Genomic DNA, 12,295 nt, shown 5'->3' on the forward strand with positions numbered 1-12,295 from the left:
AGGCGGGCAGCGGGCCGGGGCGGGGCTCCGCCGCATGCCGCGGAGCCTGGCGCGGCGTGTAGCGAGTCATCCGCGGCGCAGTCCTTCCGTGTGCCAGCGACGGCTCCGGAGGCGACCGTTACCAACACGAGATCTTCGTCAAGAGACCAGGGCCCGCGGATCGACCGCAGGCAATGTCAGGTTCTCCACAGGCCCCGGCGACCCGGGGGCCCGGATGACAGGCCCACTCCCTCGACGGGCGCGGCGGTGGTGCGGCTAGACCTCCAGGCCCTCGAGGAGGTCGGTGACCAGGGCCGCGATGGGGCTGCGCTCGGAGCGAGTCAGCGTGACGTGGGCGAACAGGGGGTGACCCTTGAGCGCCTCGACGACGGCCACCACCCCGTCGTGGCGACCGACGCGCAGGTTGTCGCGCTGGGCGACGTCGTGAGTGAGCACCACCCGGGAGTTCTGCCCGATTCGGGAGAGCACGGTGAGCAGGACGTTGCGCTCCAGACTCTGCGCCTCGTCGACGATGACGAAGGCGTCGTGCAGGCTGCGCCCCCGGATGTGGGTCAACGGGAGCACCTCGAGCATCCCTCGGTCGAGCACCTCGTCCACGACCTCGCGGGAGACCAGCGCCGACAGGGTGTCGAAGACGGCCTGGCCCCAGGGGTTCATCTTCTCCTGCTGGTCGCCGGGCAGGTAGCCGAGCTCCTGGCCCCCGACGGCGAACAGGGGACGGAAGACGATGATGCGCTTCTGCTGCTGGCGTTCGAGCACCGACTCGAGCCCCGCGCACAGGGCGAGGGCCGACTTGCCCGTGCCGGCGCGGCCGCCGAGCGACACGATGCCGACGTCGGGGTCCGAGAGCAGGTCGACGGCGATGCGCTGCTCGGCCGAACGCCCGTGCAGCCCGAACAGCTCACGATCGCCGCGCACGAGCCGGAACTCGCCATCGGTGGTGACGCGTGCCAGTGCGGACCCGCGCTCGGAGTGGATCACGAGCCCGGTGTTGACGGGAAGACCCCGCACCTCCTCGCTCAGGCCGACCTCGGTCTCGTACAGGTCGGCGATCTCGTCGCCGGAGATGTCGATCGCGGCGATGCCGGACCAGCCGGAGTCGACCGCCTGCTCGGCGAGATACTCTTCGGCGCTGATCCCCAGCGATGCCGCCTTGACACGCATCGGCAGGTCCTTGGAGACGACCGTGACCGGCCCGCCGTCCTGCGCGAGGTGCGCGGCGACGGCGAGGATGCGGCTGTCGTTGTCGCCCAGCCGCACGCCCGAGGGCAAGATGCCCGTGTCGGGGCTGTTGAGCTCGACCCGCAGGGTGCCTCCGGCGCCGACCGGCACCGGGAAGTCCAGGCGCCCGTGCTCCACGCGCAGATCGTCGAGGTGGCGCAGTGCCTGGCGCGCGAAGTAGCCGATCTCGGGGTCGTGGCGCTTGCCCTCGAGTTCGGAGATGACGACGACCGGAATCACCACGGAGTGCTCGGCGAAGCGGAACAGCGCCCGCGGATCACTGAGCAGCACCGAGGTGTCGAGCACATAGGTGCGCAGGTCCTGCGGCGTCTCGGGGGGTGCCGTCCCCGCCCCGAGTGAAGTGGTCGTCTGCTGCCGAGTTCGTATCGTCACGTCTGACTCCCGACCGGGTGTTCCCGGGTTCTCGAGTCGACCGTGGGTCACGAGTCGTGATCCGTGAGGCCGACCCGACCGGGCACCGTGCCCGATGACTCGACGGTACGACGGCGGCGGGTGCGGCAGCGCAGCGACACGCGGGGAGCGGATGCCACCGCGCCCTCCGTTCACACGATGTTCACTCCACGCGCGCGTAGGCGAATCCGGCCAGCGCATCGCCGAAGAGTCGCAGGGTGTCGGCATCGGTGCCGACGTGGGCCGACACGCGGATGAGGTCGCCGCGCGCGGTCACGGTGAGCCCGTGGTTGGCCAACGATGCCGCCAGCGGGGCCACGTCCCGCGGGCGCGGGCGCAGCGCGACGATGCCGGCACGCCGCTCGGGTTCGCGCGGCGTGACGACCTCGATCTCGTAGCGGTCGGCGAAGAACATGACGTCGGCGGTGCGGGCGGCGATCTCGGCCTCGATGGCCGCCGGCCCGGCATCGCGCACCTCGCGCAGCCCCGTCGCCAGGCGAGCCGCCGCGAGTGTGTCGGGCAGGCTGACCGTGAAGGCGCGTCCGGTCGCGGCCGGGCGCTCGACCGTGTCGGGCAGACCCTCGACATCCATTCCCGTCAGCCCCGACAGCACCGGCGCGATGCGCTCCTGCGCGCGCGGCCCGAACCAGGCGAAGCCGGTGCCGCGACCGCTGCGCAGCCACTTGTAGCCGTGCCCGCACACGACATCGGCGGCACCGTAGTCGACATCGACGACGCCGAAGGCCTGCACCGCATCGACGATGAGCAGCCGATCCTCACCGAGCACGTCGCGCAGGGCCGGCAGATCGACCCGGTAGCCGGTGCGGAAGTCGACAAGGCTGACCACCAACGCACGCGTGTCCTCGGTGAGCGCCTCGCGCACCGCGTCGGGGGTGATGAACCCGTCGGCCGGTTCGAGCCACTGCGGCTGCACGCGGCCGAGGGATTCTGCCGCCCGGGTCACGGTGACCGTCAGCGCGGCGAACTCCCGCCTGCCCACCATCACGCCGCCGCTGAGCCCGTACACGGCCTGCTGCAGTCCGTGGGTCGTCGACGGCTGCAGCGACACCTCATCCGTGCGCGCGCCCAGCAGCTCGCCGAGCAGCTCGCGGGCCGCGCCCGCACGCTCGTCGACGAGTGACATCCCCGACAGGCGGCCACTGCCCAGCAGCTCGGCGTCGGCGTGCAGCTCACTGCGCACCGCCGGCGACACCGGACCGAAGCCGGCCCAGTCCAGATAGCCGGGCTCACCGTCGAACGTCGCCCGATACATCTCCAACGCGGTCTCGTCCGACACGCTCATTCCCCTCCTTCATGTGTGATCAACCCCCGAAGCGACGGTCGCGCGACGCGTAGTCGCGGATCGCCCGCAGGAGGTCCACCTCACGCAGATCCGGCCCCAGGGCCTCCACGAAATAGAACTCGCTGTGTGCAGACTGCCACAACAGAAAGTCCGACAGACGCTGCTCTCCCGACGTGCGGATCACCAGATCCGGGTCGGGCTGCCCACCCGTGTACAGATGCTCGCCGATCTGCTCGGGGGTCAGGCTCTCCGCCAACTCCTCGAGCGAGCCGCCGCTGCGGTCGTGATCGGCCATGATGCTGCGCACCGCGTCGACGATCTCGTTGCGGCCTCCGTAACCGACGGCGAGGTTCACGTGCATTCCAGGGTTCGACCGGGTGCGCTCCTGCACCTCGGCGAGGACCAGGGCCAGCTCGGGCGGAAGAAGGGCCGTGCGCCCCACGATCTGCACCCGCCAGTCGCGCTCCCGGGACAGGCCGTCGGCCAGCTCGGCGATGATCTCGATGAGATCGGAGATCTCTGCGCTGTCGCGCTTTCGCAGATTGTCGTTCGAGAGCAGATACAGCGAAACCACCTGCACCCCGACGTCGTCGCACCAGCCGAGGAATTCGCGCATCTTGGCGGCACCGGCCCGATGCCCGTGCGCGGCGGTCTCGTAGCCGAGCTGCCTGGCCCACCGGCGATTGCCGTCGATCATCATCGCGACGTGCCGCGGCACCCCGTCGGGCGACAGGCCGCGGCGGAGCCGATTTATGTAGAGACGATAGAGCGGTCCCCTGCCCTCGTTCGCCTGCCGCGTGTTCACCCCCCTACGCTACCGCCGCACAGCTATGTGCCAGGCTCGGCATGCGCCGGTGGATACGCTCGAGAGGTGAAACGACCGGTCGACGCCCGGCTGCCCGAGGTGCCCCAGCTGCCGCTCATGGAAGCGGCGAGCATCGACGCGGACGTCGACATCAAGCCCACGTGGCGCGGGTGGATCCACGCGGCGACGTTCCCCGTCGCCATCGCGGCCGGCATCGTCCTGATCGTGCTGGCCGACGGGGTCCCGGCGAAGTGGGCATCGGCGGTCTTCATGGCCTCCTCGCTGCTGCTATTCGGCAACTCCGCCCTCTACCACCGGTTCAACTGGGGACCGAAGACCAAGGCGGTGCTCAAGCGCATCGATCACGCCAACATCATGCTGCTCATCGCGGGCACGTACACGCCGATCGCGACGCTCGCGCTGCCTCCCGACAAGGGGCTGATCCTGCTCTGCGGGGTGTGGGGCGGTGTGCTGCTCGGCATCCTCTTCCGCGTCTTCTGGATCGGCGCCCCGCGCTGGCTGTACGTCGCGCTGTATCTGGTGCTCGGCTGGGCCGCCATGATGTACATCGTCGACCTCTTCCAAGCGAACGCCGCGATGATGATCCTCGTCATCGTCGGCGGCGTGCTCTACACGGTCGGCGCGGTCGTCTACGCGATGAAGAAGCCCAACCCCTGGCTGGGGGTGTTCGGCTTCCACGAGATCTTCCACGTGTGCACGGTGCTCGCGTTCCTCTGCCACTGGACCGCGTGCCTGATCATCGCGCTGCGGCCGCTGGCGCCGTCACTGGGTCTTCCCGGCTGACCCTTCGTCGTCCGCGGCGGCCTGCTCGGCGTCGAGCTCGGCGCCGACCTCGACACGGTAGCGGGCGCGGCGCACTCGGCGCAGCATGTCCACGACGAGCAGGATCACGATGACCGCCAGCACCGCCATGACGCCGAAACCCCACGGTCCGGGCGTGACCAGCGCGGGGTCGACGGTCGGGGTCGGGGTCGGCATAGGGGTCGCCGTGGCCGCGATCAGCGCCGCGAGAGCGTGCATATTTCCTCATTCCGCGCCGCAGCGCATAGCCTTGAAGCAAGCCGGATCCCCCGGGTCTGGCCTCTTCCAGCCTAGACGCGACGATTCGCCCGGAGCACCATGACCACTCACACCGACCTCGAGGAGCGCTACGGCCGTCGCAGCGGCGCGCGTCGCACGCGCATCGCCTGGGTCGTGGCCGGCGTCGTCGTCGCGCTGGCGGTCGTCGCGTGGTTCGCGTGGTCGACGCTCACCAACCCGGCCAACGCGCTGAAGGCCGACGCCACGGCGTTCCACCTGAGCGAGCGCGCGGTGACCGTGGAGTTCCAGGTGTCGGCACCCCCCGGGACCCCGCTCGCGTGCGCGATCGAGGCACTCGACGAGGAGCACGGCGTCGTCGGCTTCGCGGTGGTCGAGCTCGAGGCATCCGACATCACCGTTCGCGCGTTCGCCGAGACCGTGCCCACCGTCGCCGAAGCGACCACAGGTTTGGTGAAGTCCTGCTGGGTGACGTAGCCTGTCGGCAACATCTCGTCACTGACGCCCTGGCGGACGCCGGGGCGTCTCGTTCATCCCGGGGCATGCCCCGCCGCCCTCATCTCTGAAGGAGAATCGACGTGTCTGACACCCAGGTGACCTTCCTGACGCAAGAGGCATACGACCGCCTCGCCACCGAGCTCGAGCACCTCTCGACGACGGGCCGCGAAGAGATCGCGAAGCGCATCGAAGCGGCACGCGAAGAGGGCGACCTCAAGGAGAACGGCGGCTACCACGCCGCGAAGGACGAGCAGGGCAAGCAGGAGGCACGCATCCGCACCCTGCAGCACCTGCTGAAGAACGCCACCGTCGGCGAGGCACCTGAGAGCACCGGCGTGGTTGAGCCGGGCACCGTCGTCACGGCGCTGGTCGCCGGCGGCGAAGAGGTGTTCCTGCTCGGCAGCCGCGAGATCGCCGCCGGATCCGACCTCGATGTGTACAGCGAGGCAAGCCCGCTGGGCGCCGCGATCCTCGGCCTCACGGAGGGCGAGAAGTCCAGCTACACGGCTCCGAACGGCCGCGAGATCGCCGTTGAGATCGTCAAGGTCGAGACGTACGACGGGCGCTGAGCCACGATTCCCTCGCGTCGTCGGGCGCGATCTCGGGCGAGCCTCGACTCGACCTTTCGCTCGCCGCGCGCAGCGAACGGGTACCGCGACGACAACGATCTACACCTGCGGGTGGTCAGAGAGATTCGGGAGCACGGGGTATCAGCGCGAGGTCGTGCACCGACTGCGCTGCCGGTCGCGATGCTCTCTGATCCCGGCGTCGCGTTGCAGCGTGCTCGGTGCCTAGTCGGGCACGACCACCGGCGCGAATCCCGCCTCGCGCAGCGTCTGCAGCGTGAGCGCCTTGTGCTCCTCGCTGCGGGTCTCCACCGAGATTTGCAGGATCACCTCGCTGATCTGCAGCCCCTGGGCGTGCCGCGTGTGCAGCACCTCGATCACATTGGCGCCCGCCTGTGCGACCAGATCCGACACACGCGAGAGCTGGCCCGGGCGGTCGGGCAGCGGAATGCGCATGGTCATGTACCGGCCGGATGCCGCGAGCCCGTGCGCCACCACGCGCTGCAGCAGCAGCGGGTCGATGTTGCCGCCGGACAGCACTGCGACGGTCGGGCCGCTCGCGGTCACCTTGCCGGCGAGGATCGCGGCGACGCCCACGGCGCCGGCGGGCTCGACGACGACCTTGGCGCGCTCGAGCAGGGCAAGGATCGCGCGGGCGATGTCGTCGTCACTGACGGTGACGACCTCGTCGACGAGATCCTGGATGATCGCGAACGGGATGTCGCCCGGTCGGCCGACGAGGATGCCGTCGGCGATCGTCGGCTGCGTCTCGACCTCGACAGGGTGACCGGCCGCCAGCGACAGCGGGAACGGGGCAGCGTTCTCGGCCTGCACGCCGACGATCCGTACCGTGCGTCCGGCGGCGGCGGCCCGGGCCTTCAGCGCCGACGCCACGCCGGCGATGAGGCCGCCGCCGCCGATGCCGACGAGCACCGTCTCGACGTCGGGAAGATCGTCGAACAGCTCGAGGCCGAGCGTGCCCTGGCCGACGATGATGTCGCGATGATCGAACGGCGGGATCAGCACGGCCCCGGTGCGCTCGGCGAACTCGGCCGCCAGGCGCAGCGACGTGTCGACGGTCGCGCCCTCGAGCACCACCTCGGCGCCGTAGCCGCGGGTGGCCAGGAGCTTGGGCACCGGCACGCCCAGCGGCATGAAGATCGTGGCGGGGATGCCCAGCTGCTGGGCGGCCAGTGCGACCCCCTGCGCGTGGTTGCCGGCCGAGGCGGCCACCACACCGCGCGAGCGTTGGTCGGGAGTCAGCCGGGACAGGCGGTAGCTGGCACCGCGGATCTTGAACGAGCCGGTGCGCTGCAGATTCTCGAGCTTGAGGTACCCGGGCACGCCGAGCAGCTCTGACAGGTGCAGTGACTCCTCGAGCGGCGTGTGCTCGACGATGCCCGCGAGGGCCGCCGCCGCCGTCTCGAACTCGGCCAGCGTGGGTGCTGCGGTGCCGGTCATCGTCATCGGGTCTTCTTCCTCCCCGTGGGAACGGTGCTCCAGATCAGATCGGCGTCGACGGGTTTCGCTCCCGCCTCCCATCCGCGTGCGGACAGATACACGGCCACGACATTGACGAACGCGGCCAGCGGCACGGCGAACAGTGCGCCCGGGATGCCGGCGATCATCGCACCGCCGGCCACGACGAGCACCACCGCCAGCGGATGCACCTTGACGGCGGAGCCCATGAGCAGCGGCTGCAGCACGTGGCCCTCCAGCTGCTGCACACCGAGCACCACCACGAGCATCCACAGCGCGATCCACCAGCCGTTGTAGACGAGTGCGAGGAACACGGCGAGCGCACCGGTGACCACGGCGCCGACGATCGGCACGAACGCGCCGAGGAACACGAGCACGGCCACCGGGATCGCCAACGGCACACCGAGCAGGAACGCGCCGAGCCCGATGCCCACAGCATCGATGGTGGCCACTAGCAGCTGCGTGCGCGCGTAGTTCACGACGGTGACCCACCCGGCGCGGCCGGCGCCGTCGGCTGCCGGGCGCGCCGTCTTGGGGAACAGGCGCACCGCCCAGCGCCAGATGCCCCCGCCGTCGGCCAGCAGGCACAGCAGGATGAACAGGGCGAGCACGACACCGGTGAGCACGTGTCCGACGGTGGTGCCGATTGCGAGTGCCCCCGACCACAGCAGCGAGCTCTGCTGCTCGATGAACTCCCCCGCCTGCGCCAGCAGTTCGTCGATCTGATCCGCGGTCAGGTGCAGCGGTCCGTCGATGAGGTACTGGCGCAGCTGCGCGATCGCGTCCACGGTGCGCTCCTGCACCGAATCCCACTGGCGGGTGATCTGCCACACGGCCAGCCAGAGCAGCCCGGTGACGATCGCGAGGGTGCCGATGACCGAGATGACGATGGCGAGCCAGCGCGGCACGCGGTGACGCAGCATGAATGAGAAGGCGGGCCACAGCAGTGCGGTGATGAGGATCGCGACCAGCAGCGGGATGACGAGCAGCTTCAGCTGGATGACGAGCCAGACGCCCAGGCCGATGGCCGCCGCCACGACGAGCAGTCGCCACGAGTATGCGGTTGCCACCCGCAGCCCGCGCGGGAGGTTCGACCCCACCTCGGTCGAGACCGTGCGGCTGCGGCTGCGCAGGGCGTCGAAGAACCCGCCGCGGGGCGTGTCGTCGGAGTCGGTCACCCGGCAAGTCTATTTGCTGCATCCCTGATTCCTGAGTCGCCGCATCTGGCGGGTCTTCGGGCGCCACACCCACCGAATGTGACGACCGAACGTCGGTGCGCGGCGATAACGTTGCGGGCATGAGCGAGCGGCGGGTCAGAGAGCGACTCAGCGGCGCCGAGGCGCGGCGCGTCGCCCTGGCGGCACAGGGGTTTGCGGCATCCCGCCCGTCCGCCCCGGGCACCCGGCAGCTGAACGGAGCGCTCGCCCGCATGGGCGTGCTGCAGATCGACTCGGTGAACGTGTTCTCGCGCTCGCATTACATGCCGCTGTTCTCGCGCCTGGGCGCGTACGACACGGCACTGCTCGATCGTCTGCTGTTCGTGCGCCGGCCGCCGTACGTGGAGTCGTGGGCGCACGTCGCCGCATTCGTGCCGGTCGCGGACTGGGCGCTGTTCCAGTTCCGCCGCGACGACCTGCGCGCAAAGTACGGCGACGGCGAGTGGATGCGGCAGCACGCCGGCATCCTCGATTGGGTGCGCGGCGAGCTCGCCGCCCGTGGTCCGCTGCGGTCGGCCGAGATCGATCACGATGCGAAGCAGGCGCGCCGGGGACCGTGGTGGGACTGGGATGTCATCAAGCAGTCGCTGGAGCGCCTCTTCCTGTTCGGCGAGGTCGCGATTGCGGGGCGGCGCGGCTTCGAGCGCAGGTACGCGCTCGCCGAGCACGTGATCCCCGCGGAGGTGCTGGCCGGCCCCGTGCCGCGTGCCGATGCGGTGCGCGAGCTCGTGCGGCGCGCCGCCCGCGCCTACGGTGTGGCCACAGCATCCGACCTGGCCGACTACTGGCGACTGCGCGACCGCCCCGCGGTGGCCGCGGCCGTCGCCGACCTCGTCGACGCGGGTGAGCTGACACCGGTGACGGTGGAGGGATGGACGAGCGGCGGGCGTCCCGCGCCGGCGTGGCTGCACCGCGAGGCCCGCGTGCCGCGGAGGGTGGATGCCACGGCGATCCTCACTCCCTTCGATCCCGTGGTCTGGTTCCGCGACCGCGCCGAACGGTTGTTCGACTTCGAGTACCGCATCGAGATCTATACGCCGGCGCCGATGCGCCGGTTCGGCTACTACTCGCTGCCGGTGCTCGTCGGCGACGACCTCGTGGGCCGCGTCGACCTCAAGGCCGACCGTCAGGCGTCACGGCTGCTCGTGCAGTCGGCGTGGTGGGAGCACGGCGCTCCCCCGCACGCGGCCGAGCGGCTGGCCGCCGAACTGCGCCACGCCGCCGACTGGCGGGGTCTCGAGACCATCTCGGTCTCATCGTGGGGAGACGCGGTCGACGACCTCGCCCGGGCGATGCCGGGCGTCGCACGTCACTAGTCCACGAAAGCTAGGGTGGGACGCGTGAAGCGCGGGGCAGTCGTCGGCATCGTGGTGGGAGCCCTCGTCGTGGTGCTCGCCGGCACCGGCCTGACCTGGTGGCTGCTGCGCGGCGAGACCGCAGAGCAGGCCGCACAGCGATACGTGCAGGCGCTCGAATCCGGTGACCGCGACACGCTCGCCGGATTCCTCTCCGGCGACGCCGACCGGGACCGCCTGCTCGACCTGTTCGACGGGGCGAGCGGGCACATCGCCGACGTGACCGTGTCGCCGCCCGCAGACGATCTGAGCTTCCGCGCCGAGGTCACGCTCGACGGGCAGCCGGGCGTCATCGGGTTCGTGCTCGCCGAGGGTGCGGCCGGATGGCACCTGGCCGCCGACTACCTCGCCACCGTCGACATCGCCTCGACGCTCGGCGACAGCGCACGGCTCGGCGAGGTCATGGTGCCGCTCGGTCAGACCGCCATGCTGCCTGCCCTGTACCCGATCGCCCCCGCACCCGTCGAGCTGCTCGAGGGCGGGGTCACAGTCCCCGTGACGAACGAGTCGCCGGTGCGCATCGACCTGGATGCGATGCTGCGGCCCGAGGCGACCGCGATCGCGCAGGAGCAGGTGGATGCCTATGCCGCGGCGTGTGCACAGCCGGCGACCGCCGTGCCGCCGAACTGCGGGTTGCGCGTGCCGTGGGGCGCCGACCTCACGTCGCTCGAAGGTCTTGCGTTTCGCGTCGAGCAGACGCCGCAGGTCTCACTCCTGCCCGACGCGTCGGAGTTCGCGGCGACCGGCGGCGTCATCGTCGCCACCGCCCGCGGCACGACGTGGCGCGGCGAGGCAGGCGCGTTCACCTATCGCGCCGACGACTGGGCGCTGTACGGGTCGATGTCGTTCGACGGCGATCGGCTCGTGCTGGCGGTGCGCTGAGGCATCCACCCCTCGTCCTGCTCAGAACTCGCCGCCCATCCTCTGCAGGCGCGCGATGCGGTCGGGGATCGCCGGGTGGGTCGCGAACAGGCGGGCCACGCCACCGGGCCTGAGCGGATCGGCCATCCACAGATGCGCCATCGACGTGTTCGCCTTCTGCAGCGGGCGCCCATGGTCGGCCAGCTTCGCGAGGGCCGACGCGAGCCCGTCGGGGTCGCGGGTGGTCATCGCACTGGTGGCATCGGCGAGGTACTCGCGCTGCCGCGAGATCGACGCCTGCACGACACCGGCCAGCAGCGGTGCGACGATCGCGGCGACGAGACCGAAGACCATGAACACCCACTGCGCCTGCCCGCGGCCGCGACCGCCGAAGATCGCGACGCGCAGGAAGACGTCGGCGAGGATGCCGACCGCGACCACGAGCCCGAACACGATGAGCGAGACCCGGATGTCGTAGTTGCGGATGTGCCCGAGCTCGTGCGCGAGCACACCCTCAAGCTCACGGTCCGTCATCAGTTCGAACAGCCCGGTGGTGACGGTGATCGATGCCTCTTCGGGTGTGCGGCCGGTCGCGAAGGCGTTGGGCGCCGGATCGTCGACGACGTACAGCTTCGGCATCGGGGTGCCGGTGGTGATGCACAGGTTCTCGACCAGGCGGTAGTAGCGCGGTGCCTCGGCTTGCGTGACCGGGAACGCCCCCGCCATCGCGAGCGCCTCACTGGATGCGGCGAAGTACTGCACCGTGGCGTAGCCCGCCGCGAAGACGAGGATGAATGCGGTGATCCACCAGTTGTTGCCCGCCAGCCAGCCGGCGAGCACGCCGATGAGCCCCAGCACCAGCACGAAGCCGATGATGATGAACCAGGTGTTGCGCTTGTTGCGCGCGATTGCGGAGTACACCGCGGGTCAGATCAGAACTGCACGCGCGGCGGCTCGGAGATCGCGGCACCGTCGACGACCTCGAAGAACTCGCGCTCGGAGAACCCGAGGTTGCGGGCGAACAGGTTGTTCGGAAAGACCTTGATCTTCGTGTTCAGCTCGCGCACACCGCCGTTGTAGAACCGGCGCGAGGCCTGGATCTTGTCCTCGGTGTCGACCAGAGTCTGCTGCAACTGCAGGAAGTTCTGACTGGCCTGCAGCTGAGGGTAGGCCTCGGCGACCGCGAACAGGCTCTTCAGCGCCTGCTGCATGTGCCCCTCGGCCACGCCGGCATCGGCCGGCCCGCCCGCGCTGAGCGTCTCGGCCCGGGCTCGCGTGACGTTCTCGAAGACGGCCTTCTCGTGGGCGGCATAGCCCTTCACCGCCTCGATGAGGTTGGGTATCAGGTCGGCCCGCCGCTTGAGCTGCACCGTGATGTCGCTCCACGCCTCATCGACGCGCACGTTCAGCTGGACGAGCGAATTGTAGGTCGCCCACAGGTAGATCCCGATGATGACGACGAGTGCGACGACGATCAGGACGGGAATGAGCCATGCCCACATGCGAGTGGTCTCCGTTCG

Annotated in this window: 13 protein-coding genes; 5 read left to right on the top strand and 8 right to left on the bottom strand. The window is 70.2% G+C overall.

Annotated elements, in window-relative coordinates:
• Nucleotides 1-255: 255 nt before the first annotated feature.
• The 3 genes from ACK5IN_RS10250 to ACK5IN_RS10260 form a co-directional block, all read right to left on the bottom strand.
• Nucleotides 256-1,539 (bottom strand): PhoH family protein, encoded by a 1,284-nt coding sequence (locus ACK5IN_RS10250; RefSeq protein WP_416896118.1) that lies wholly within the window; start codon nt 1,537-1,539, stop codon nt 256-258.
• Between the two features lie 256 nt (nt 1,540-1,795).
• Nucleotides 1,796-2,935: an aminotransferase class V-fold PLP-dependent enzyme gene (locus ACK5IN_RS10255; protein WP_416896087.1), complete on the bottom strand. Its 1,140-nt coding sequence runs from the start codon at nt 2,933-2,935 to the stop codon at nt 1,796-1,798.
• Between the two features lie 19 nt (nt 2,936-2,954).
• Complete coding sequence (locus ACK5IN_RS10260; RefSeq protein WP_416896088.1) at nt 2,955-3,740, bottom strand: isoprenyl transferase; 786 nt, start codon at nt 3,738-3,740, stop codon at nt 2,955-2,957.
• A 117-nt stretch (nt 3,741-3,857) separates the two neighbouring features.
• On the opposite strand from ACK5IN_RS10260, the gene trhA reads away from it, so the two are divergent.
• Nucleotides 3,858-4,544, top strand: a complete 687-nt coding sequence (gene trhA, locus ACK5IN_RS10265) for a PAQR family membrane homeostasis protein TrhA (RefSeq protein ID WP_416896119.1) — start codon at nt 3,858-3,860, stop codon at nt 4,542-4,544.
• Here the strand turns inward: trhA and ACK5IN_RS10270 are convergent.
• Nucleotides 4,524-4,781: a hypothetical protein gene (locus ACK5IN_RS10270; protein ID WP_416896089.1), complete on the bottom strand. Its 258-nt coding sequence runs from the start codon at nt 4,779-4,781 to the stop codon at nt 4,524-4,526. The genes trhA and ACK5IN_RS10270 overlap by 21 nt on opposite strands.
• A 99-nt stretch (nt 4,782-4,880) precedes the next feature.
• Between ACK5IN_RS10270 and ACK5IN_RS10275 the strand changes: the two genes are divergently transcribed.
• Complete coding sequence (locus tag ACK5IN_RS10275) at nt 4,881-5,276, top strand: DUF4307 domain-containing protein (protein WP_416896090.1); 396 nt, start codon at nt 4,881-4,883, stop codon at nt 5,274-5,276.
• 101 nt (nt 5,277-5,377) lie between these two features.
• Nucleotides 5,378-5,866: a transcription elongation factor GreA gene (greA, locus tag ACK5IN_RS10280; protein ID WP_416896091.1), complete on the top strand. Its 489-nt coding sequence runs from the start codon at nt 5,378-5,380 to the stop codon at nt 5,864-5,866.
• Nucleotides 5,867-6,088: 222 nt separating this feature from the next.
• Here greA and ilvA read toward each other — a convergent pair whose 3' ends face one another.
• Nucleotides 6,089-7,330, bottom strand: a complete 1,242-nt coding sequence (gene ilvA, locus ACK5IN_RS10285) for a threonine ammonia-lyase (RefSeq protein ID WP_416896092.1) — start codon at nt 7,328-7,330, stop codon at nt 6,089-6,091.
• Entirely contained in the window at nt 7,327-8,520 is a 1,194-nt protein-coding gene (locus ACK5IN_RS10290; protein ID WP_416896093.1) for an AI-2E family transporter, read from the bottom strand. The genes ilvA and ACK5IN_RS10290 overlap by 4 nt, the downstream gene beginning before the upstream one ends.
• Before the next feature lie 119 nt (nt 8,521-8,639).
• Between ACK5IN_RS10290 and ACK5IN_RS10295 the strand changes: the two genes are divergently transcribed.
• Together ACK5IN_RS10295 and ACK5IN_RS10300 are read left to right on the top strand one after the other, a co-directional pair.
• Nucleotides 8,640-9,875 (top strand): winged helix-turn-helix domain-containing protein, encoded by a 1,236-nt coding sequence (locus ACK5IN_RS10295; protein ID WP_416896094.1) that lies wholly within the window; start codon nt 8,640-8,642, stop codon nt 9,873-9,875.
• Between the two features lie 24 nt (nt 9,876-9,899).
• Nucleotides 9,900-10,796: a hypothetical protein gene (locus tag ACK5IN_RS10300; RefSeq protein ID WP_416896095.1), complete on the top strand. Its 897-nt coding sequence runs from the start codon at nt 9,900-9,902 to the stop codon at nt 10,794-10,796.
• Nucleotides 10,797-10,817: 21 nt separating this feature from the next.
• On the opposite strand, the gene ACK5IN_RS10305 is transcribed toward ACK5IN_RS10300, so the two are convergent.
• Complete coding sequence (locus ACK5IN_RS10305) at nt 10,818-11,696, bottom strand: M48 family metalloprotease (RefSeq protein ID WP_416896096.1); 879 nt, start codon at nt 11,694-11,696, stop codon at nt 10,818-10,820.
• A gap of 11 nt (nt 11,697-11,707) precedes the next feature.
• On the bottom strand, nt 11,708-12,277 hold the full coding sequence (locus tag ACK5IN_RS10310; protein WP_416896097.1) for a LemA family protein: 570 nt from the start codon (nt 12,275-12,277) through the stop codon (nt 11,708-11,710).
• Nucleotides 12,278-12,295 lie beyond the last annotated feature (18 nt).

The organism is Microbacterium sp. (assembly GCF_047971895.1).
Lineage (GTDB): Bacteria > Actinomycetota > Actinomycetes > Actinomycetales > Microbacteriaceae > Microbacterium.